Origin of the sequence: Streptomyces arenae (genome assembly GCF_022343545.1) — a bacterium.
Taxonomy (GTDB): domain Bacteria; phylum Actinomycetota; class Actinomycetes; order Streptomycetales; family Streptomycetaceae; genus Streptomyces; species Streptomyces humi.
In genome coordinates, this window is sequence record NZ_JAKQYH010000010.1 from 185,688 (window position 1) to 208,261 (window position 22,574).

Below are 22,574 nucleotides of genomic sequence, written 5' to 3' on the forward strand. Positions count from 1 at the left end.
CCGGCGCGGCGGTCCGTCAACCGCCGCGCCCTTCTCATGACTTCGGATGAACAACAACCTCCCCGAGGCCCGCCGTCGATAGGTTCGCCGTCGTGGACTACTACGACCTGGGCAGTCACGGCCGGCGCGTCACGACGTCGTCCCCCGCAGCGCAGACCTGGTTCGACCGGGGGCTGAACTGGACCTACGCCTTCAACCACGAGGAGGCCGTCCGCTGTTTCGAGGCGGCAGGCGCGGCCGACCCGGACTGCGCCATGGCCGACTGGGGGGTGGCCTACGCCCTCGGCCCCAACTACAACAAGCCCTGGGAGTTCTTCGACGAGCGGGACCTGGCGCGTACGACGGAACGCACCCACGCCGCCGTGGAACGCGCCCACGCCAAGGCCGTCCGTGCGACGCCCGTGGAGCGTGCCCTCGTCGAGGCGCTGCGCGCCCGCTACCCACGGGCCGCCGCCCAGGACGCCGCGGCCTGCTCGGTGTGGAGCACGGCCTACGCCGACCGCATGCGCGCCGTCTACGACCTGGCCCCCGACGACCTCGACGTCGCGACCCTGTACGCCGACGCCCTGATGAACCTCACCCCCTGGCAGCTGTGGGACATCCGCACCGGCCGGCCCGCGGAGGGCGCCCGCACGGAGGAGGCCAGGGCCGTCCTGGAGCGGGCCCTCGCCACCGGGGCTGGCACCCGGCACCCCGGACTGCTGCACCTCTACATCCACCTGATGGAGATGTCGCCGGCCCCCGAGACCGCGCTGCCCGTCGCCGACCGGCTGCGCGACCTCGTGCCGGACGCCGGGCACCTCCAGCACATGCCCTCCCACCTGGAGGTCCTCTGCGGCGACTACCGGCGCGTCGTCTCCGACAACAGCGCGGCCGTCGCCGCCGACGAGAAGTACCGCGCGCGGGCCGGCGCCATGAACTTCTACACCCTCTACCGCTGCCACAACCTCCACTTCAGGATCTACGGCGCGATGTTCCTGGGCCGCCTCCAGGACGCCCTCGATACCGCCGACCTCCTCGAAGCCGCCGTCCCCGAGGAACTGCTGCGCGTGCCGAGCCCGCCGATGGCCGACTGGCTGGAGGGGTTCCTCGCGATGCGGGTGCACGTCCTGATCCGCTTCGGCCGCTGGGACGACGTCCTCGTCCTGCCCCTGCCCGCCGACCGCCGGCTGTACTGCGTGACCACCGCGATGCTGCACTACGCGCGGGGCGTCGCCCACTCGGCCACCGGCCGCATCGCCGAGGCCGAGGCGGAACGCGCCCGCTTCCGCGACGCCGTCGCCGCGGTGCCCGCCACCCGCACCCTGTTCAACAACACCTGCGTCGACATCCTGGCCATCGCCGCCGCCATGCTCGACGGTGAACTCGCCTACCGCAAAGGCGACTTCGACACCGCCTTCACGGCCCTGCGCCGCTCGGTCGAGCTGGACGACCACCTTCCCTACGACGAACCCTGGGGCTGGATGCAGCCCACCCGGCACGCCTACGGCGCCCTGCTCCTCGAACGCGGCCGGGTCGAGGAGGCCGAGGCGGTCTACCGCGCCGACCTCGGCCTGGACGACACCCTGCCCCGGCCCCTCCAGCACCCGGGCAACGTGTGGGCCCTGCACGGCCTCCACGAATGCCTGCGCCGCCTCGGCAAGGACGGCGAGGCGCGGATCGTGGCCCAGCAGCTGAGACTCGCCGCCGCGACGGCCGACGTACCGATCACCGCCTCCTGCTACTGCCGCACCGACTGCTGCGGTGCCCCCGGGGCCGACAGGACCTAGAGCGCCCGTGCCACCAGCAGTGCCACGTCGTCGTGGTCGTCCGGGTGCCGCAGGCCGTGCAGCAGCAGGTCGCAGGTCTCCTCCAACGGCCGCTGGGGCTCGTCCAGGAATCCGAGCAGGACCTCCAGGCGGTCGTCGATCGGGTGCCGGCGGGTCTCCACCAGACCGTCGGTGTACAGCACCAGCAGGTCGCCCTCGGCCAGCACGACGGACGTGGTCTCGAACGTGACGCCCCCGACGCCCAGCGGCGCGGCCGGCGGCAGTTCCAGCAGGACCGGCGGCACCCCGGAATGGACCAGCGCGGGTGGCATGTGACCCGCGTTGGCGATCTCGCAGCGCCTGGTGTGCGGGTCGTACACCGCGTACAGGCAGGTCACGATGTAGTGCTCCAGATCGCAGGTGATCTTGTCCAGGTGCCGGAGCACCGCCGCCGGGGGCAGCTCCAGGTCCGCGTACGCGCAGGTGGCGGTACGCAGCCGGCCCATGGTGGCGGCCGCGTCGATGCCGTTGCCCATGACGTCACCGACGACCAGCGCCGTCCGGTCTCCCGACAGCGGGATCACGTCGTACCAGTCACCGCCCACCTCGCTGGTCGCCTGCGCGGGCTGGTAGCGGGAGGCCAGCTCCAGGCCCGATTGGTGCGGCGGGTGGTCGGGCAGCAGGCTGCGCTGGAGGGTGAGGGCGGTGTTGCGCACGCTCTGGAACCAGCGCGCGTTGTCGATCGCCACCGCCGCGCGCCCGGCCAGCTCGGTGGCGAGCAACACGTCGTCCTCGTCGAAGGGCAGCGGATTGCGGGTGCGCTTGAGGTCGAGGACGCCGAGTACCTCGCCGTGGGCGATGAGGGGCACGGCGAGGTACGAGTGGACACCGGCCAGCGCCAGCAGCTCGCCTCCCTCGGCGTCCCGTGCGATGCGCGGCAGGTCGTGCGCGCCGACCCGCGGGACCAGGACCGGCCGGGCGGTGTGCACACAGAGCGTCACGAGCCGGTCGCCCTCGTAGGTGGCGAGGCCGCCCGGCGGATCGGCGGCCCGCAGCGCGACCGTGGGCTGGTCCGCCGTCAGGGCGAGGGCACGGAACAGCTCGGGCCCGTTGTCCGGACGGCGCGACCGGCGCAGGGCCAGCGCCGAGTCCAGCACGTCCACCGCGACCACGTCCGCCAGGACCGGGGTGGCGACCTCGGCCAGTTCATGGGCCGTGCGCTCCACCTCCAGCGAGGTGCCCACCCGCGCCGAGGCGTCCGCGATCAGGGTGAGCCGGCGCCGGGCCCGGTCGGCCTCGGCCGCCGCGCGATGCCGCTCCGTGACGTCGACGACCGACGTCGCCGCGCCCAGGGTCCGGCCGCCGGGGTCCTCCAGCCGGTAGAACGACAGCGACCAGGCGTGATCGTGATCCGGATCGGCCGGCGTACGGCCCACGTGGTACTGGTCGAGCAGCGGCGTGCCGGTGGTCAGCACCTGGCGCAGCGCCGACTCCACCGTGTCGATGTCGGGCAGCGGCAGCGTCTCCCGCAGGTGACGGCCGATGTGCTCCTCGGCGGGAACGCCGTCGATCCGCTCCAGCGCCGGGTTCACCAGCAGATAGCGCAGGTCGGGGTCGAGCAGGGCCAGACCGATGGGGGACTGGTTGATCAGCCGCTCGCACAGCGCCAGGTCGGTCTCCACCCGCTGCAACAGGGTGTGGTCGGCGGCGATGCCCAGCGCGTAGACGTCGCCGAGATCGTCGAGCAGCCGCATGGTGCGGAACTCCGTCAGCCGGCTGCTGCCGTCCTTGTGCCGGACCGGGAAGGCGCCCGCCCAGCTCCGGCCGGTCTCCAGCACCTCCGTGAAGAGACCCACCACGGCCTTCAGGTTCACGGGGTCGACGAGCAGGCGCGCCGCGTTCTTGCGCAGCGCCTCGTCAGCCGTGTACCCGAAGAGATCCTCGGCCTGCGGGGTCCAGAACACGATCCGGCCCTGCGTGTCCAGTGCCACCGCGGCCACGCTCAGCACGTCCAGCAGACCGGTCGGACGCGGTCTCCCGGCGCCGTACTCCTCGTCACCGGAACCGCCGGCGCCACCGGACCGCAGGGAACCCACAGCCATCCCTCAACCACCTCCACCGGCCGCCGGGCCGATGCCGATGCCGCTGAAGCGGCACTTCCATGCTGCCCCCGGCCCGCCGCTCGCCCAACTCAAGAACGGGTACCCCGGATCCCGCGGAACCCTGTCCGCCGGATCCGCCCCGCCTCCCGGGCGGGCCGTGCGTATCGGTGGGACAAGCAGGAACATGGGTGATATCTGGAGGATGTGACCAATGGATTCTCCGCGAAGAGATGTCGACGGGCCGGCTTCCGTGGGACCGCGCGATCTGCTCGACGCCTCCAGCGACGCGGCGGCGGTGCTGTCGGCCGGGGGCGTCGTGGTCGGCTGGACGCGCGGTGCCGAGGCGCTGCTCGGATACCCGCCCGCCGAGGTGACCGGCCACCCCGCGGCGCGGCTGCTCGCCCTGCGCGCCGACCCGGCCCGCGCCGCCGGGGTCGCCGAGCGCTGCCGCTCCGGCATGGGCTGGAGCGGGCTGGTCCCCGTTCGGCACCGCGACGGCCGCAGCGTCCTCGTCGACCTGCGGGTCTCCGCGGCCTTCCGTATCGGCGGCGAGGAGTGCTTCCTGCTCTCGGCGCGCGAGCAGCGGCCCGAGTGGACGGCCGGGCAGTCCGTCCTGGACGGCTTCCTCACCCGCGCGCCGATCGGCATGGCCGTCATGGACCCGGAGCTGCGCTACGTCTGGCTGAACGACACCCTGGAGCAGTTCGGCGGAGTGCCCCGCGAACAGCGCCTGGGCCGGCGGCTGAGCGAACTGCTGCCCGGTTTGCAGGGGGCCACCATCGAAGGCCTGATGCGCAAGGTGCTGGCGACCCGGGAGCCGGTCACCGACTACGAGTACCTCGGCTGGAGCTGGTCGGACCCGCACCGCCAGCGCGCCTACTCCACGTCGTTCTTCCCCCTGGTCGACCCCGACGACTCCGTGACCGGGGTCTGCTACCTGGTCACCGACGTCACCGAACGCTGGAACGCCCGGCAGCTGCTCTCCCTGGTCAACGAGGCCGGCACCCGGATCGGCACCACCCTGGACGTACTGCGCACCGCCCAGGAACTCGCCGACTTCGCGGTCCCCCGGTTCGCCGACTTCGTCATCGTCGACCTCCTGGAGCCCGTTCTCAGCACCGAGGGGCACGGCACCTGGCTGACCGACGCCGGCCCGGCGCCCGTCCGGCCCGCCATGCGGCGCGCCGCGCTGAAGACCGTCCGTGAGGGCAGCCCCGAGGCGGTGGCGCGGATCGGCGACCGCGTGGACTTCCTGCCGCCGCCGCACGGCCTCGACCTCCTCATCAAGGGCGAACCGATCCTCATCCCGGAACTCGACCCGGAGGACCACCTGTGGGTCACCGAGCAGCCCGCGCGGACGGCCCGCATCCGGGAATTCGGGCTGCACACCCTCATCTCGGTCCCGATGCGGGCCCGCAACACCGCCCTCGGCCTCACCACGTTCGCCCGCTCGGTCAACCCGGTCCCCTTCGAGCCCGACGACGTCCTGCTCGCCCGGGAACTGGTCGCGCGCGCCGCCGTCTGCGTCGACAACGCCCGCCGGTACACGAGGGAGCACACGGCCGCGGTCACCCTCCAGCGCAGCCTGCTGCCCCAGGCCCTGAGCGGCGGTACGGCCCTCGACGTGGCCTCCTCCTACCTGCCGGCGGACGCCGCGGACGGCGTCGGCGGCGACTGGTTCGACGTGATCCCGTTGTCCGGCGCCCGGGTCGGCCTGGTCGTCGGCGACGTGGTCGGCCACGGCCTCACCGCGGCCGCCAGCATGGGCCGGCTGCGCACCGCCGTCCAGACCCTCGCCGACATGGAGCTGCCGCCCGACGAACTCCTCGCCCACCTCGACGACCTCGTGCTGCGGCTCGGGGAGGAGGAGAACTCGGGCACGGCCTCCGAGGGCAGCACGGCCACGTTCGTCGGGGCGACCTGTCTGTACGCGGTCTACGATCCGGTGACCCGGCGGTGCGCCATGGCCCGGGCCGGGCACCCGCCGCCGGTCGTCGCGGCGCCCGACGGGCGGGTCTGGTTCCCGGAGATGCCCGCAGGCCCGCCGCTCGGGCTGGGCGGCATGGCCTTCGAGTCCACCGAGTTGGAACTCCCCGAGAACAGCCTGCTGGGCCTCTACACCGACGGCCTCATCGAAGGTGCCGACCGGGACGTGGAGCTGGGCATGTCCCGGCTGCGGGCGGCCCTTTCGGTCCCGGACGCGGACCTCGGCACGCTGTGCGTGTCGGCCGTGCAGCAACTGGTCCCCGTTCCCCAGCCCGACGACATCGCCCTGCTGCTGGCCCGCACCCACGCCCTGGGCACCGACCACGTCGTCTCCTGGGACGTACCGGTCGACCCGGCCGCCGTGGGCGAGGTCCGGGCCAAGGCGGTGAACCAGGTGGAGGCATGGGGCTACGACGAGCTGGCGGTGACCACCGAACTCATCGTCAGCGAACTGGTCACCAACGCCATCCGCTACGCCGAACCGCCCATCCGGCTGCGGCTGCTCCGTGACACCCGGCTGACCTGCGAGGTCGCCGACGGCAGCAGTACGGCACCGCGGTTGCGGCACGCCCGCAGCACCGACGAGGGCGGTCGCGGCCTCTTCCTGGTGGCCCAGCTCGCCCACCGGTGGGGTGCCCGCTACACCGGTGAGGGAAAGGTCATCTGGGCCGAGCAGGAGATCCCGGGGCGGTGAGCGAGAGCGGGACGGCGGGGTGACCCGGCAGGGGGGGGCGGCCGGGGCTCTGTCGAATGCGCACGTTTGGCCGTACGCTGTCAATTGATGAGGATTCGGCAGCAATTGGGGGAGCCGCCATGTCCGGGGAAACGCACGGCCCGAACCAGCAACCGCCGAACGACAGGCCCCCGGGCCAGGGCTCCCCGAACCCGGCTCCGCCGGGATATGGGTTCCCGCCGCCGAACCCCACGGGCCTGCCGCCGAACCCCACGGGTCCGCAGCAGGGCGCCATGGGTCCGCAGCAGAGCCCGGCCCTCCCGCCGCAGGGCTTCCTGCCCCCGCCGCACGGCTTTCCGGCCCCGGGGCCCTTCGTCCCGCCCATGCCGTCGAGTCCGCCGCCCGCGCCGCCTGACGGCCTGCGGGCCGCCACCGTGGCCCTCCTCAACCTGAGCGGACTGGGCCTCGGTTACCTGCTCGTCCGAAGACGGCTCCTGACGGCCGTGTGTCTGGCGGCGACCGTCGTCCTGCTCCTCGTGGCGCTGCCCGCGGACGCCGACGGCGTACCCGGCGCCGCACTCGTCTGCTACCTCGTCCTCCTGCTGCTGGCGGCCGTGCACGGCGCGTTCGTCGGCCTGCGCACCACGCTGGTGTGGCCGGGCCGGCGGCCCGTCGCCCTCCTGCTGGGCATGGCTCTCCTCGCCGTCCCCGTCGGTGGCGCGCTCTGGTACGACAGCGCCCGCCAGGAAGCCGTGCAACGCGCGCTCCTCGACCGGCTCGACCGGGCCGACGAACAGGTCACCGCGGCCGCCGAGCACGACTTCACCGGTGCCGAGGCCGACTACCGGGACGCCCTGGCCGTCTACCGCGACCTCGCCGTGAACCACTCCGGTTCCCGGGCCGCCGCCCAGGTCCCGGACCGGCTGCGGACCTACTACACGACCGTCGCGGCGGCCTACGGCCACCAGGACTACTGCACGGCCGTCGCCCCGCTGAAGTACCTGCGGACGGTGCCCAACTCCATGCCGAAGGACCAGCTCGGCACGCTCGCCCACTGGCCCGACGACCGGCTGGCCACCTCGCTGTACGAGTGCGGAGCGGACGGCCTGGCCGGCGACGGCACCGACTGGGTGGCCCGGTTCGACGACCTGCTGGGCACCTTCCCGGACTCGGCGCAGGCCGCCAAGGTCGTGCCGGCCGTGGACGCGGCCGAGAAGAAGGCGGCGAAGGCCGTGTCCGGATCCGATCCGTGCACCGCCGTCGAGCGGCTGCACACCCTGAACTCCCAGATCGTCCAGCTGTCCGGCGTGTCCGGCGCGCAGTCCGGCGCCCTGGGCAAGGTCGCCACCCGCGCCGACCGCAGCGGCGACGCGGGGGAGTACCAGTGCGGCGTCAAGCAGTACAAGGACGGCGACTACGCCAAGGCGCAGGAGACCATGCAGCAGTTCGTCACCGACAACCCGCACGACCACAACGGCGACCGCGCCCGGAAGATCGCCATCGGCGCCGAGGTCGCCCAGACCCTCCCGGCCGCCGGCAGGAAACTGCCCACCACGGCGTCCGGCGGCGGTATCTCCGTCACCGTGAAGAACGACAGCCCGGACGACATCACCGTGCTGTACACCGGCCCGGTCACCGGCAGCTTCACGCTGAAGGCGTGCGGCGGCTGCAAGGCGTACTCCTTCACCAGCTCGATCACCCCCGGCTGGGAGCCGTGCAGCGACAGCGGCCGCGACTACCCGCAGCGCACGATCAGCCTCCCGCCCGGCACCACGTACTTCGTGCACCAACCGAAGAAGGACACCTCGGCCACGCCGGGCTCCGACACCGCCAAGCTCCGCTACGGCTACGTCTACACCGAGTGCGCCTACACGACGCAGTCGCTGGGGTCCGGGTACTGAACGGGGTGCGAGGCTGTCGGACCGGCCAACTAAGCTCCCGCGCATGAGCGAAGAGGGCAGAGGCGACCCCGCGAGACGGGTTGTCGACGGCCGGTTCGAGCTGGCGGCACGGCTCGGTGGCGGCGGGATGGGCATGGTCTGGCGCGCCACCGACCTGGTGCTGCGGCGGAGCGTGGCCATCAAGGAGGTACGGCCGTCCGACCCCGGCCTCGCCGAGTACGACCCGGAGGCGGCCCGGCTGCTGCGGGAACGGGTGCTGCGGGAGGCCCGCGCCCTGGCACGGGTCGACCACCCGAACGTGGTGACCATCCATCACATCGTCGACGGCGGCCCGGGAACCTACCCGTGGATCGTCATGGAACTGGTCACCGGCGGCTCGCTCGCCGACCGCCTCGCCCGCGGCCCGATGCACCCGGCCGAGGCCGCCCGCATGGGCCGCGAGGTGCTGGCCGCCCTCCAGGCCGCCCACGCGGCGGGCATCGAACACCGCGACGTCAAACCGGCCAACGTCCTGCTGCGCCCCGACGGGCGTCCGGTCCTCACCGACTTCGGCATCGCCGCCGTCCGCGAGGCCACCGCCCTCACCGCCACCGGTTCGGTCATCGGCACCCCCGACTACATGGCACCGGAGCGCGTCTCGGGCAAGGACGGCGGACCGGCGGCGGACCTGTGGTCGCTCGCGATGATGCTGTACGTCGCCGTCGAGGGCCACCACCCGCTGCGCCGGGGCACCACGCTCGCGACGCTCGCGGCGGTCCTCGCGGAGGACGTTCCCCCGCCGGTTCAGGCGGGCCCGCTCACGGACGTCCTCAGCCGCGTCCTCGTCCGCGACCCCGGCGCCCGCCCGGCAGCTGGACCGGATGCTGGCCGAAGCCGCCCGGCAGCCCGACCGGACCGAGTCGCCCACGTCCTTCCCCCTGCGGCCGCCGGCCGCGCCGCCACGGGACACGGTTCCGCACCCCGCCGCGCCCCCGCCCGGCCGCCGCCGGTGGACGCTGCTGGTCCTGCCCACCGCGGGCATCGCCCTCGCGGGTGCCCTGGTGTGGACCCAGCTGCCCGGCACGGGCACCCACGCCAACGGCCCCACGGGCTCCGGCACCACGTCCGCCACGGCGTCCGCGCCGGACGACGCCACCGGCTCACCCACGTCCGGGAGCCGGGCCACCACGACCGACCTGCTGACGCCGCAGGGCATCCGCACGGCGATCGCCGCCTTCGAGAAGGAGACCGGCCGGGACCGGTACGCCAGTCTCACGGTCTATCCGGAGTACGTGGTCGCCAACCTGATGGTGAAGGGCGACGACGCCGCGTACGACATGTACACCTACCGCCCGGGCCAGGGCGTGCGGAAGGACGTCATCAGCGGGCACGTGAGCGGCGACGACAAGCCCGTCACCCTGGACGGCTACGACTGGGACAAGGTGCCCTCGCTCCTCACCGAGGCCGGTGAGAAGCTCAAGGTGCCCGACCCCGACACCCGTTACCTGGTGCTGATCCTGCCGGGCAACGCCTTCGGCGACCCCGCCGGGATGTCCGTCTACCTCAGCAACGACCACAGCCAGACCGGATACCTCCAGACCGACAAGAAGGGGAAGACCGTCAAGGTGATGCCGTACGACGGCTGAAGCCGGGTCGGTCAGGAGAGGACGCGGACCGGGGTTCCGGCCTGCCAGGCGGCGATGTCCTCGACGGCGTCCCGGTAGAACACCTCGTACAGGTCCCGGCTCACGTACCCGATGTGCGGGGTCACGACCGCGTTCGGCAGGGAACGCAACGGGTGGCCGGCGGGCAGCGGCTCACGGTCGAAGACGTCCAGGGCCGCGGACGCGATCCTCTTCTCGGTCAGTGCCGTGATCAGGGCCTCTTCCTCCACCACGGGCCCGCGCGAGGTGTTCACGAGGACGGCCGTCGGCTTCATCAGGCCCAGTTCGCGGGCGCCGACCAGGCCCCTGGTGCGGTCGCTGAGCACGACGTGGACGCTCAGTACGTCGGAGCGCCGGAACAGTTCGTCCCGTGACACGTGGGCGGCTCCCTTGGCCTCGGCGTCGGCGGGGGTCAGGTGCTGACTCCAGGCAATGGTCCGCATCCCGAAGGCGCGCCCGATCTCCGCCACCGCGGTCCCCAGCCGGCCGAGTCCCAGCAGCCCCAGCGTGGCGCCCCGCAGACTCGTCCCGAGGCCTTCCTGCCAGCCGCCCCGGCGGACCGCGTCGACCTGCTGGGGGATCAGGCGCGCCGCGGACAGGATCAGTCCCCAGGTGAGCTCGACCGTCGGGTGCGGGAAGTAGCCCGTGCCGCAGACGGTGATCCCCAGGTCGCGTGCGGCCGGCACGTCGATCGCCGCGTTGACCGGGCCGGTGGTGACGAGCAGCTTCAGACGGGGCAGCGCGCCCAGCGTCGACGACGGGAACGCGGTCCGCTCGCGCATGGCCACCAGCACGTCGAAGTCGCCGAGGGCCGCCACCACGTCCGCTTCGTTCGCGAAGGGTGCCCCGAAGACCCGCACGTCGGCGCCGAGGGAATCCCAGTCGGCCAGGCTCCGCGCGACGCCCTGGTAGTCGTCCAGGATCGCGATCCTCATGCGGATTCCTTTCGCTCGTGCCTCCAGGTTGGCACAGGGCCCGTCAGCCGCGCGGCTCGGACGTCGTGCCCCTGGTGCCCGCGGGCCGGGCTCCCCGCAGCAGCCACGAACGCGCCCTGCGGGTCAGCCGCGGCTGGATCACCCAGGTGAGGAGGGCCGTCAGGACCAGTGAGTTGACGGCCAGGGCCGCGGCCTGCGGCAGGGCGGGGAACAGCAGCCTCAGCAGCGTCGCGATGGTCAGCAGGCAGGGATAGGCCGCGGCCCATGTGGTGAGGAAACTCTTCCACCGGGGCGGCACGTTCCGTTCCTGAAGGGTGAACCAGGGGGCCAGGTCGGTGCTGCGACTGCTCCGTGGCTCCGAGATCCGGTTGCCGCGCCGCAGCAGCTCGCGCCGTACGTCCGACCGCTCCCACGCGTCGAGGTGCTCGGCGGAGTCGAAGCGGTAGACGAGGTGGTGCAGCCCCTGACCGTCGTCCAGCCGTACGGCGCCCAGGTGGCCGGGACAGCCGGCCGCCGCCCGGTCGACGTCCTCGGCCCAGCGGGCGAACTCCTCCTCCCGCTCCGGCGCGACGACCCGGGTCACCATGACGGTGACCGGGTCCCCGGTGTCCGTGTCACCCCGCATCCCGGCCTCCTCCCGGTGTGGCGGTCCTCCCGCTGATCGCCCGAGTACCCCGCGGCCACGACATGAGCACTTGGTCTGCACCATTGACATGTACGCGTACCGAGGCCTTCAATGCGGCTCATCCGCACCTCTCGCCCGACGGCCGCGCACGAGGAAGGCCCCCGCATGATCACCCCCCACCCCGTCATGACCTGGTCCCGCACCCTGTTGAGACTGTTCGCCCTGGTCGCCGTGGTGCTCGGCGTCCAGGCCGCGCCCGCGCACACCGCCCGCGCCGCCACCACCGTCAACGTGATCGCCTTCTACGACGGCACCTACGACGCGGCACACATCAGCTTCGACCACGAGGCCAACTCCTGGTTCCCGCAGGCGGGCGCGCAGAACGGCTTCACCTACACCGCGACCACGGACTGGAGCCGGCTCAACACCGCCACCCTGGCCAACTACCAGGTGGTCATGTTCCTCGACGACTACCCCCACACCGCGGCACAGCAGTCCGCCTTCCAGACGTACGTGGCGGGCGGCGGCGGGTTCATCGGCTTCCACGTCTCGGCCTACAACGACGACACCAGTGACTGGCCCTGGTACCACAACACCTTCCTCGGCACCGGCACCTTCAGGAGCAACACCTGGGGGCCGACCCAGGAGACCCTGGAGATCGACGACCCCTCGCACCCGGCGACCGCGAACCTCCCGTCCACCATCACGTCCTCGGTGAGCGAGTGGTACAGCTGGCAGAACGACCTGCGGCAGAACCCGGCCATCGACATCCTCGCCTCGATGGCCCCGTCGACCTTCCCGATCGGCACCGACCCCAACCAGACCTGGTACAGCGGCTATTACCCGATCGTCTGGTCCAACCGCAACTACAAGATGGTCTACAACAACTTCGGCCACAACGCGATGGACTACTCGACGAACACCACCCTGTCGTCGACGTTCGCGAGCGCCCAGCAGAACCAGCTCCTGCTCCAGGAGATCAAGTGGGCGTCCGGCCAGTCCGGCCCGGTCACCCCGCCCACGAACGCCACCGGCCCGATCCACGGCTACGGCGGCAAGTGCGTGGACGTCGCGGGCGCGAGCAGCGCCAACGGCACCGCCGTACAGCTCTACGACTGCAACGGCACCTCCGCGCAGAACTGGACGGTCGGCAGCTCCGGCACCCTCACCGCGCTCGGCAAGTGCATGGACGTGACCTCGGCCGGCACCGCCAACGGCGCCCAGGTGCAGCTGTACGACTGCAACGGCTCCGGAGCACAGGTCTGGCGGACCGGCGCGAACGGGTCCCTGGTCAACCCCCAGTCGGGCAAGTGCCTCGACGCCACCGGCCCCAGCTCGGCCAACGGCACCCGATTGCAGATCTGGTCCTGCTCGGGCGCCGCCAACCAGAGCTGGACACTGCCGTCCTGACCTGTCCTGACCTCCGTCGGCCGGGCGGGCCCGCAGCACACCGTCCGGCCGACGGACTCACCCCGCCGCCCGCCGGACGAGTTCGGTGATCCGCGCCTCGGTCTCGGGGGTCAGCTCCGTCAGCGCGAAGGCCGTCGGCCACAGCGTCCCGTCGTCCAGGAACGCCTGGTCGCTGAAACCGAGCGTGGCGTACCGCGACTTGAACTTCTGGGCGCTCTGGAAGAAGCAGACGACCTTGCCGTCCCTGGCGTACGCGGGCATCCCGTACCAGAGCCTCGGCGCCAGGGCCGGCGCGGCGGACGCGACGACGGCGTGGATCCGCTCGGCGAGCACACGGTCCGCCTCCGGCATCTCCGCGATCTTCGCGAGCACCTCGCGCTCCGCCTCCGCCGCCTTGTCCGCGCTCCCGGCCCGGCGGGCCGCCGCCTTCAGCTCCCGCGCCCGCTCCTTCATCGCGTCGCGTTCCTCGTCCGTGAAACCGTCGCGCCGCCCGGCGGTCGCGGGGGCGGCGCTCTTCGCGGCTGTCTGCGTGCGCGTCATTCCGGGTTCCTCTCCGACGGACCTGCTGAGGACTCCATGCTAGGAATCCGCAGCGCCGCGGGCTTCTCCGAAACTGACCGGATCGAGGTGCCGTGCCGCGCCGACGGTCAGCGCGCGAGCAGCTCCAGCGTGTCGATCACCCGGTTCGAGAAGCCCCACTCGTTGTCGTACCAGGCGACCACCTTGACGTGGCGGCCGTCGACACGGGTGAGGGCCGAGTCGAAGATCGAGGAGGCCGGGTTGCCGGTGATGTCCGAGGACACCAGCGGGTCGTCCGAGTACTCGAGGACACCCGCGAGCGGACCCTCGGCCGCCGTGCGGTACGCGGCGAGCACCTCGTCGCGGGTCACGTCCCGCGACACCGTCGTGTTGAGCTCGACGATCGAACCCACCGGCACCGGCACCCGGATCGAGTCGCCCGACAGCTTGCCGTCGAGGTTCGGCAGCACCAGACCGATCGCCTTCGCGGCGCCCGTCGTGGTCGGCACGATGTTGACCCCCGCGGCCCTGGCCCGCCGCGGGTCGCGGTGCGGGCCGTCCTGGAGGTTCTGCTCCTGCGTGTAGGCGTGCACGGTCGTCATGAACCCGTGCTCGATACCGGCAAGTTCGTCGAGCACGGCGGCCAGCGGCGCGAGCGCGTTCGTCGTGCAGGAGGCGTTGGAGACGATCGTGTGCAGTTCCGCGTCGTACGCGTCGGTGTTCACGCCGTACGCCAGCGTGACGTCGGCACCCTCCGACGGCGCGCTGACCAGCACCTTCCGCGCGCCCGCGTCCAGGTGCGCGCGGGCCGCCTTCGCGGAGGTGAACCGGCCGGTCGACTCCAGCACGAGGTCCACGCCGAGGTCGGCCCACGGCAGCTGGGCCGGCTCGCGCTCGGCGAGCACCTTGATCCGGCGGCCGTCGACGACGAGGACGTCCCCGTCGACGCTCACCGGGCGCCCGAGGCGGCCCGCCGTCGAGTCGAAGGCGAGCAGCCGCGCCAGCGCGGTGGGTTCCGTGAGGTCGTTGACGGCGACGATCTCCAGGCTGCTGTCCCGCTCCAGCAGAGCGCGCAGCACATTACGTCCGATACGGCCGAATCCGTTGACGGCGATACGAGTCATGAGTGGTGTCCCTTCGCTACGCCACCAGGTTCGCCGTCCGCGCCCGCCCGGGACAGCGGCGAGAACGCCACTGTTCAAAAGGATCCCGCCACCGCCCGGCGCGGTGTCACTCGCCCTTCGTGAAGGTGCGCCGGTAGTCGCTCGGTGTCGTGCCGAGGATGCGCTGGAAGTGCAGCCGCAGGTTCGCGCCGGTGCCGAGGCCGACGTCGTCGGCGATCTGCTCGACGCCGCGTTCCGACCGCTCCAGGAGTTCGCGGGCCAGGTCGATCCGGGCCCGCATCACCCACTGCATCGGCGTGTACCCGGTGTCCTCCACGAAGCGCCGCGAGAACGTACGCGGCGACACCCCGGCGTGCCGGGCGAGCGCGTCCAGGGTGAGCGGCTCGGCCAGCCGGTGCAGCGCCCACTCACGGGTCGCGGCGAACCGCTCGCCGAGCGGCTCGGGCACGCTGCGCGGCACGTACTGGGCCTGGCCGCCGCTGCGGTAGGGAGCCGCCACCAGCCGCCGCGCCGCGTGGTTGGAGGCGGCCACGCCCAGGTCACCGCGCAGGACGTGCAGGCACAGGTCGATGCCCGAGGCGGCACCGGCCGACGTCAGCACGCTGCCCTCGTCGACGAACAGCACGTTCTCGTCGACCTTGACGAGCGGATGCCTCTCGGCGAGCGCCCGCGTGTAGTGCCAGTGCGTGGTGGCCCGCCGGCCGTCGAGCAGTCCCGTCGCGGCGAGTGCGAAGGCCCCCGTCGAGATGGCGGCCAGCCGCGCGCCCCGGCCGTGCGCGGCGAGCAGCGCGTCGACGACCGCCCGCGGCGGGTCCTCGCGGTCCGGGAACCGGTAGCCGGGCACGAACACCATCTCCGCCCACTCCAGCGCGTCCAGACCGTGGGCGACGTGGTACGACAGCCCGTCACCGCCGGTGACGAGGCCGGGCGCCGCCCCGCACACCCGTACCTCGTACGGCATGCTCGCCCGGGTCGTGAAGACCTGCGCCGGGATACCGACGTCGAGGGGCTTGGCCCCCTCCAGGACAAGGACGGCGACGCGATGCAGGCGGCTGGCGGACACACCGAAAGGGTACGAGGCCAGGACCGGCGCACAGCCGCTCCGCCCCGTCGGAGCCCGGAGCCCGGAGCCCGGAGGCGAGCGCCTGGAGCGCCTGGAGCCCGGAGCCTGGAGCCGGCGACGGCGGGCTCCGGCTGCGACGGGGCGGAGCGGCTGAGCCGCGTGGTCCGCCGACTGGGCTGACGGCGGGCTCCGGCTCCGGCTCCCGGCTCCGGCTCCGGCCTCCAGGTCGCCCGGTCGGCGGCCCATGCGGCCGGCTGTGTCCGCTGAACGGGCTCGTTCGGGTGCACGTGCGTGGGCGGAGCCGGCGATCGGCGGCCGGGAGCCGATGATGGGGGCATGCCTGGAGCGGATGTCGAGGTGCCGGTGCTGATCGTCGGCGGGGGACCGGTCGGGCTCACCGCCCGGGCACTGCTGGAGCGCTGGGGCGTGCCGGCCCTGCTGGTCGAGAAGCGCCGGGAACTGTCCCCGTTCCCCCGGTCCCGCCTGGTCAACGTGGGCTCGATGGAGATCTTCCGGCGGCTCGGCGTCGCCGCCGAGGTCTCGGCCGGGGCGTTCGCACCCGAGTACGGGCGGGTCCGCTTCCGCGACACCCTCCACGACCCCGACTTCGCCACCGCCGCGATGGTAGGCGTGCACGATCCGGTCCCCGAGAGCCCGGTGACCGGAGTGGTCACCTCGCAGGACCGGCTGGAGCCCATCCTGCTGGCCGCGGCCGGGGGAGAGGTGCGGTTCGGGACCGAACTCGTCGACCTGGAGGAGACGGCCGCGGGTGTCCGCGCCGAACTCGTCGACGCCGGCAGCGGGACGCGGACCCGCGTCCGCGCCGGATACCTGCTCGCCGCCGACGGGGCGAACTCCACCGTCCGTGAACGGCTCGGCATCAAGGCCACCGGCCCCGGAGCGCTCGGCAGTTTCACCACCGTCGTGTTCGACGCCGACCTGTCCCGCTGGTGCGCGCACCAGCCCGCAGGGGTCTACTTCACCACGTTCGGCACCTTCACCCCGCTCTACCCCGAGGGCGGCTGGGCCTGGTTCGGCGCCACACCGCCGGCCGCCGGGCCCGCCGACTGGTCCGGCCTGGTGTCGCGCGCCCTCGGCCCCGACGCGGACGTGCGGGCCGAGGTGGTCCGGGTCCAGCACTGGTCGATGACCGCGCACGTCGCCGACAGCTTCGGCGACGGCCGGGTCTTCCTGGCCGGTGACGCTGCGCACGCGGTACCGCCCATCGGCGGCCTCGGCATGAACGCCGGAGTCGCCGACGCGCACAACCTGTCCTGGAAACTCGCCGGAGTGCTCCAGGGCTGGGCCGGACCAGGTCTGCTCGCGACCTACGAGACGGAACGGCAACCGGTCGCCCGGGAGACCCTCCGCCAGGCGGTCGACAACACCCGGCTCCTGCTCCAGGTGCAGCGGCTGCGCACCGGACAACTGCGCGCCGGGGGCTCGGGACCCGTCGAACTTCCCTGGTCGGAAAGGTACTTCGCCCAGCTCGGCCTCGTGCTCGGTGTGACGTACGAGTCCGCGGCCGTCCTCCACGAGCACGGGTCACCCCGGCCCCGCGGTACTCGTCCCGCTCCCTCCGGTACCGGACCCGGCCTCGCTGGTACCGAGTACGTTCCCACCGCCCGGCCGGGCCACCGCATGCCGCACCACTGGCTGGCCCCCGGCCGCTCCACCCTCGACACGCTCGGGGAGTGGTTCACCCTGCTCACGCCCGCTCCCGACCGCTGGCTGAGCCAGGCCACCGGCCCCTGGCCGGTGCGGGTCGAGGCGCTGCCCGGCGAACACTGCGCCGGGTACGGACTGGACCGGCGCGCCGGGGCCCTCCTGGTCCGCCCGGACGGCCATGTCGCGGCCCGCTGGGACGCGCCGCCGCCGCACGGCAGCACGCTCCGCGACGCCCTGGCCGCCGTCACGGCGCTCCCGCCGGCCGGGTGAGCCGTCAGCCGCCCGGCGGGGCGGTGCTGCCCCGGACCACGAGACGGGTGGGGACGAGGTCGGTACCGGGACGGGAGTCGTCACCGGTGCGGATCTGACGCAGGACCCGCTGCACGCACCGCCGGCCGACCTCGGCGAAGTCCTGGTGCACGGTGGTCAGGGGCGGGGTGAAGAAGGGCGCGTCGGCGGTGTCGTCGAAGCCGACGACACTGATGTCCGCCGGGACGGACCGCCGCCGCTCGTGGAAGGCGCGCAGCAGACCGAGCGCCATCTGGTCGTTGGCCGCGAACACGGCGGTGCACTCCGGGACTTCGGCGAGCAGCAGTCCGGCCGCGTGACCGGACTCGGCGGACCAGTCACCGTGCAGCGGTGCCGGCACCGGGCACCCGGCCTCCTCCAGCACGGCCCGCCAGGCCTGACCGCGGCGCTGAGCCGCGTACGACGACTCCGGACCCGTCACATGCCACACCGTCCGGTGGCCCAGCTCCAGCAGATGCCGTACGGCCTTGCGCGCGCCGTCGGCCTGGTCGGTGTCGACCACGCAGTAGCGGTCCCCGGCGTCCGAGTCCACGACCACCACATGGACCCCCGGCGGCAGTTGTACGGTGCTGGTGTCGAGCAGATGGATCTCCATGATGACGATGACGGCGTCCACGGCCAGCTCGCCCATCCGCGTGAAGGCACCCAGCACGTTGTCCTGCGTGGCCACGTCGATGGGGATGAGGGTGATCGCGTAGCCCTCGGCCGCGGCATGGGTGGCGATCGCCTCCACGGTGCGGCTGCTGCCCGTCGAGGAGAGACTGAACAGGATCACGCCGATGGTGTTGAACCGGCCGTAACGCAGGGCGCGTGCCGCGCTGTTGGGCCGGTAGCCCAGCTCCCGCATCGCGGCCAGCACCTGTTCCCGGGTGGAACCGATCACCCCCGGACGGCCGTTGGAGACCCGCGAGACCGTCTGCGAGGAGACACCGGCGAGTTCGGCCACGTCCGCCATGGAGACCCGCTGCTTACGGCGCCCGCCCGGCACCCCGGCGCCATCCCGCCCGGCCCCGCCCGCGGCCGCCGCTACCCGCCCCTCCGGCTCGTCCGGACCCATCGCCCCACCCCTCAAATCCCCGTCAGGCACGGGAAGTCGCGACCGGGAATCTTGACGGCCGCAGGAGCGGGTGCCACGATTCCGACGCTTTCGAGTTTACGTGAACATCGCCGTGTGACCAGCCCGGACGGAGATCCCGTCCGGTCGTCGCGCAGACGATGTTCACGTAAACACGACCACCTGATGTTTACGTGAACACGTGACCTGGGCCCCGATCCCCCCTCGCGTCGAGCCGCCGTCTCCTGAAAGGGCACGTTGATGCGCAAGACCCCAGCCAGAACCCGTGTCACCCCCCGCACCCGCGCCGCCCTCGCGGCGGTCGCGGTCGCCGCGGTGGGCGCCACGACCCTCACCGGCAGCCCGGCCTCCGCCGCCGTTCCGGGCCACGGCACCAGCCAGTTCAAGGGCGTCAACTGGGCCGACCCCCGCGACAACTACGCCGACGACCCGGTGGTCCTCTCCGGCCTGTCGCTCTCCGACGGCTACGCCCGGACCTACGCCAAGGCGACCCGGGTGATCGCGGCCTTCCGTGCCAACCTCGGGGCCAACACCGTACGGCTGCCCATCAACCCGTACACGGTGAACGGCTCGTACTGGAAGTCGTACCGCGGGGTCATCGACGCGGCCTCCGCGCAGGGCTTCAAGGTGATCGTCTCCTACTGGGAGGGGACGGGCGCCAACAAGGACGGCTTCATCGACGACGAGGCCACCTACTGGCCGATGTGGGACACCGTCGTGAAGACCTACCGGCACGACCCGCACGTCTACTTCGAGCCGATGAACGAGCCGCACGGCTACACCGACGCCCAGTGGGCCGACCTCGCCGCGAAGTGGCTGGCCACCTACCCGTCCGTGCCGCACGACCGGGTCTTCGTCAGCGGCGCCGGCTACAACGACCACGTCACCACCGTCTGCGCGGACCCGCGCCTGAAGGGCACCTATCTCTCCCTGCACCACTACGGGTTCTGGAAGAGCTACGCCACCTACGACCAGTGGGCCGCCGACCTGAAGGAACGCCTCGGCGACTGCGCGGGCCGCACCGTCGCCGACGAGTTCGGCGCCCCGATGACCACGGGCCTCGACTACGACAAGCCCGCGCCCGACGACAACTCCGTCAACTTCATCCAGGCCGACACCGACCTGTTCCGCAAGCTCGGCATGGGCTCGGTGTACTGGCCGGGCCTGCGCACCGACGACACGTACTCGATCCAGAAGCTGGTCGGCGACCCTTCCCGCCCCTGGCTGGCCACCACCAACCAGTCCGGCGCCGACCGCCTCGCCTGGGCCTGGGGCCGCGGCAGGCCCGTCGCCGGCTGACCCACCGGGCGTCGGCCGCGACGTCCACGAGCGTCGCGGCCGACGTCCGGTGCCCGGCGGAGCTCCCTGGCCTGCTCACGGCTCCACGGGTGTGCCCGTGGGGTGGCCGGGGGCGGCGTCGAGGGTACGCAGGTAGGTCAGGGCCGGGCGGCCGGAGAGCACGGTTTCGCCGGTGACGACGAAGCCGGTCCGGGTCAGGACGGCCCGGGACGCCGCGTTCCGCAGGCTCGCGGCGGCTCGCAGGGCGCTCAGCCCGTAGTCGGCGGCGGCGAGCCGGCAGATCTCCCGTACGGCCGAGGTGGCCAGTCCCCGCCCGGTGGCGCGCTCCGCGATCCGGTAGCCCAGATCGGCGGCGCCGTCCGCCACGTCCACCAGGTTGATCCGGCCCAGCACCTCGCCGGCCGCGTCGACCAGTACGTGGAAGTAGCAGATCCCGGCGGCCTGTTCGGCCAGCCGCGCACGGTGCACCTCGTCGAAGCGGGCGAAGAAGTCGTCCCCGCGGTCGGGGATCGACGCCGCGAAGTAGGCGCGGTTCTCCCGCTCGAAGACGAGGAGCGCCGGGGCGTGGTCAGGACGGAGCAACTGGAGCTCGGGCATGGGGAGGACGGTAGGCAACCGGCCGCCCGTCCGCCACCGTGTCAGGCCTTGCGCAGGTCCTTGACCCGGCGGAGTTTGCCGACCGAGCGCTCCAGGGTCTCCGGTGCGACCACGTCGACCTCGACGGTGACCCCGACCCCGTCCTTGATGCCCTGCGCGATCGTCCTCGTGGCGGCCGCGCGGTCGGCGGGCGCCGCGTCGGGCCGTGCCTCCACGCGGACGGTCATGTGGTCCATCCGCCCCCGCCGGCTGAGCTGGATCTGGAAGTGCGGGGCCACCCCCGGGGTCCGCAGCACGATCTCCTCCACCTGGCTGGGGAAGACGTTGACCCCACGCAGGATGATCATGTCGTCACAGCGGCCGGTGATCTTCTCGATCCGGCGGAATCCCGGACGCGCGGTGCCGGGCAGCAACCGGGTCAGGTCCCGGGTGCGGTAGCGGACGACGGGCAGCGCCTCCTTGGTGAGCGAGGTGAAGACCAGCTCTCCGCTCTCCCCCTCGGCCAGCACCTCGTCGGTCAGCGGGTCCACGACCTCGGGGAGGAAGTGGTCCTCCCAGACGTGCAGCCCGTCCTTGGTGTCCACGCACTCCTGCGCGACCCCTGGGCCCATCACCTCGGACAGGCCGTAGATGTCGACCGCGTGGAGGTCGAGGCGCTCCTCGATCTCGCGGCGCATCTCCTCCGTCCACGGCTCGGCGCCGAAGATGCCGACCCGCAGAGAGGTGGAGCGGGGGTCGACGCCCTGGCGCTCGAACTCGTCGAGCAGGGTCAGCATGTAGGACGGCGTGACCATGATGATCTCGGGCCGGAAGTCCTGGATGATCTGCACCTGGCGCGCCGTCATGCCGCCCGAGGCGGGGATCACGGTGCAGCCGGCCCGCTCGGCGCCGTAGTGGGCGCCCAGGCCGCCGGTGAACAGGCCGTAGCCGTAGGAGATGTGGACCTTGTGCCCGGGGCGGCCGCCGGCGGCCCGGATGGAGCGGGCCACGACGTCCGCCCACACGGACAGGTCGTGGTCCGTGTAGCCGACCACTGTGGGGCGGCCGGTGGTGCCGCTGGAGGCGTGCACCCGCCGCACCTCGGACATCGGTACGGCGAACATGCCGAAGGGGTAGGTGTCGCGCAGGTCGGCCTTGGTCGTGAAGGGGAACCGGGCGAGGTCCGCGAGCGTCCGGCAGTCGTCGGGCCGCACCCCGGCCGCGTCGAACTTCCTGCGGTACAGCTCCACGTTGTCGTACGCGTGCCGCAGGGTCGTGCGGAGCCTGGTGAGCTGGAGCGCCCGGAGCTCGGCACGGGACATCCGCTCGGCGTCGTCCAGCAGCGCCTCGGGCAGCGGCTCTCCCCGGCGGGTGCCCCTGGGCTCGGGCGCGATCACTTCGCTGCTCACTGCGGCTCCTCGTGCTCATTTCGGAGGGTGCGGAGGGTGCGACTGCGGCCGCGGAACTCCGCGATCACCTCGTCGCCGCGCACGACACTCACGTCGTACACACCGCTGCGGCCGAACCGGACCCGCTCGCGTGCGGTGGCCACCAGCACGTCGCCCTCGTACGCGGGCGCCACGAAGTCGATGTCGGCGCCGGCGGCGACGGTCACCGGGCCGTGGCTGTTGCAGGCACAGGCGAACGCGGTGTCGGCGAGGAGGAACAGGAAGCCGCCGTGGGCGATCCGGTGCCCGTTGACCTGCGAGGACGACACGGTCATCCGGAGCACGGCGGTCCCTTCGCCGTGTTCGAGCAACTCGATGCCGAGCCCGCGGGACGCCTCGTCCGCGGCGAACATCGTCTCGACGGGGCCAGGCGTCGTACCCGGTACCTGGGTCGTCATCTCCACCACCTTGTGAACCGACCGAACATTCGGTTAGCGTGCGGCGTGGTCAAGTAATCCAGCCAGGCCCCC

General features: G+C 72.6%; 16 protein-coding genes and 1 pseudogene. 7 read left to right on the plus strand and 10 right to left on the minus strand.

Annotated features, from left to right (window positions below; genetic code table 11):
- Window positions 1–92: 92 nt before the first annotated feature.
- The gene (locus tag MB828_RS05715; protein ID WP_301647200.1) at window positions 93–1,769 is read left to right on the plus strand and encodes a tetratricopeptide repeat protein; all 1,677 of its coding nucleotides are present in this window, start codon (window positions 93–95) and stop codon (window positions 1,767–1,769) included.
- Here MB828_RS05715 and MB828_RS05720 read toward each other — a convergent pair.
- Window positions 1,766–3,850 (minus strand): SpoIIE family protein phosphatase, encoded by a 2,085-nt coding sequence (locus MB828_RS05720; protein ID WP_301647201.1) that lies wholly within the window; start codon window positions 3,848–3,850, stop codon window positions 1,766–1,768. The two genes, MB828_RS05715 and MB828_RS05720, sit on opposite strands and share 4 nt — an antisense overlap.
- A gap of 211 nt (window positions 3,851–4,061) precedes the next feature.
- On the opposite strand from MB828_RS05720, the gene MB828_RS05725 reads away from it, so the two are divergent.
- The 3 genes and pseudogenes from MB828_RS05725 (at window position 4,062) to MB828_RS05735 (ending at window position 10,035) form a co-directional block, all read left to right on the plus strand.
- A complete protein-coding gene (locus MB828_RS05725) occupies window positions 4,062–6,530 on the plus strand; it encodes a SpoIIE family protein phosphatase (protein ID WP_301647202.1) in 2,469 nt (822 codons plus the stop codon).
- A 362-nt stretch (window positions 6,531–6,892) separates the two neighbouring features.
- Window positions 6,893–8,410 (plus strand): hypothetical protein, encoded by a 1,518-nt coding sequence (locus tag MB828_RS05730; RefSeq protein ID WP_301647268.1) that lies wholly within the window; start codon window positions 6,893–6,895, stop codon window positions 8,408–8,410.
- Window positions 8,411–8,453: 43 nt separating this feature from the next.
- A pseudogene (locus MB828_RS05735) lies at window positions 8,454–10,035 on the plus strand (serine/threonine-protein kinase).
- A gap of 11 nt (window positions 10,036–10,046) precedes the next feature.
- Here the strand turns inward: MB828_RS05735 and MB828_RS05740 are convergent.
- Window positions 10,047–10,988, minus strand: coding sequence for a D-2-hydroxyacid dehydrogenase family protein (locus tag MB828_RS05740; protein WP_301647203.1), 942 nt, complete (start codon window positions 10,986–10,988; stop codon window positions 10,047–10,049).
- Window positions 10,989–11,031: 43 nt separating this feature from the next.
- The gene (locus MB828_RS05745) at window positions 11,032–11,613 is read right to left on the minus strand and encodes an antibiotic biosynthesis monooxygenase (protein ID WP_301647204.1); all 582 of its coding nucleotides are present in this window, start codon (window positions 11,611–11,613) and stop codon (window positions 11,032–11,034) included.
- Window positions 11,614–11,778: 165 nt separating this feature from the next.
- Between MB828_RS05745 and MB828_RS05750 the strand changes: the two genes are divergently transcribed.
- Entirely contained in the window at window positions 11,779–13,023 is a 1,245-nt protein-coding gene (locus MB828_RS05750; protein ID WP_301647205.1) for a ThuA domain-containing protein, read from the plus strand.
- 57 nt (window positions 13,024–13,080) lie between these two features.
- Here the strand turns inward: MB828_RS05750 and MB828_RS05755 are convergent, their stop codons facing one another.
- The 3 genes from MB828_RS05755 to MB828_RS05765 form a co-directional block, all read right to left on the minus strand.
- Window positions 13,081–13,563, minus strand: a complete 483-nt coding sequence (locus tag MB828_RS05755) for an iron chaperone (RefSeq protein WP_133023033.1) — start codon at window positions 13,561–13,563, stop codon at window positions 13,081–13,083.
- 107 nt (window positions 13,564–13,670) lie between these two features.
- Window positions 13,671–14,666: a type I glyceraldehyde-3-phosphate dehydrogenase gene (gap, locus tag MB828_RS05760; protein WP_301647206.1), complete on the minus strand. Its 996-nt coding sequence runs from the start codon at window positions 14,664–14,666 to the stop codon at window positions 13,671–13,673.
- A 106-nt stretch (window positions 14,667–14,772) separates the two neighbouring features.
- Complete coding sequence (locus MB828_RS05765) at window positions 14,773–15,729, minus strand: GlxA family transcriptional regulator (RefSeq protein ID WP_046727113.1); 957 nt, start codon at window positions 15,727–15,729, stop codon at window positions 14,773–14,775.
- A gap of 336 nt (window positions 15,730–16,065) precedes the next feature.
- Between MB828_RS05765 and MB828_RS05770 the strand changes: the two genes are divergently transcribed.
- Complete coding sequence (locus MB828_RS05770) at window positions 16,066–17,667, plus strand: FAD-dependent monooxygenase (RefSeq protein WP_301647207.1); 1,602 nt, start codon at window positions 16,066–16,068, stop codon at window positions 17,665–17,667.
- A gap of 4 nt (window positions 17,668–17,671) precedes the next feature.
- Here the strand turns inward: MB828_RS05770 and MB828_RS05775 are convergent, their stop codons facing one another.
- Complete coding sequence (locus MB828_RS05775) at window positions 17,672–18,763, minus strand: LacI family DNA-binding transcriptional regulator (protein WP_430381334.1); 1,092 nt, start codon at window positions 18,761–18,763, stop codon at window positions 17,672–17,674.
- A 258-nt stretch (window positions 18,764–19,021) separates the two neighbouring features.
- Between MB828_RS05775 and MB828_RS05780 the strand changes: the two genes are divergently transcribed.
- Window positions 19,022–20,080 (plus strand): glycoside hydrolase family 5 protein, encoded by a 1,059-nt coding sequence (locus MB828_RS05780; RefSeq protein ID WP_301647208.1) that lies wholly within the window; start codon window positions 19,022–19,024, stop codon window positions 20,078–20,080.
- A 75-nt stretch (window positions 20,081–20,155) separates the two neighbouring features.
- Here the strand turns inward: MB828_RS05780 and MB828_RS05785 are convergent, their stop codons facing one another.
- The 3 genes from MB828_RS05785 to paaI form a co-directional block, all read right to left on the minus strand.
- Window positions 20,156–20,677 carry a GNAT family N-acetyltransferase gene (locus MB828_RS05785; protein ID WP_301647209.1) on the minus strand — a complete coding sequence of 174 codons (522 nt, stop codon included), beginning with the start codon at window positions 20,675–20,677 and terminating at the stop codon, window positions 20,156–20,158.
- 41 nt (window positions 20,678–20,718) lie between these two features.
- Window positions 20,719–21,978 (minus strand): phenylacetate--CoA ligase PaaK, encoded by a 1,260-nt coding sequence (paaK, locus tag MB828_RS05790; RefSeq protein WP_133023212.1) that lies wholly within the window; start codon window positions 21,976–21,978, stop codon window positions 20,719–20,721.
- Window positions 21,979–22,061: 83 nt separating this feature from the next.
- Window positions 22,062–22,502: a hydroxyphenylacetyl-CoA thioesterase PaaI gene (gene paaI / locus MB828_RS05795; RefSeq protein ID WP_133023039.1), complete on the minus strand. Its 441-nt coding sequence runs from the start codon at window positions 22,500–22,502 to the stop codon at window positions 22,062–22,064.
- Window positions 22,503–22,574 lie beyond the last annotated feature (72 nt).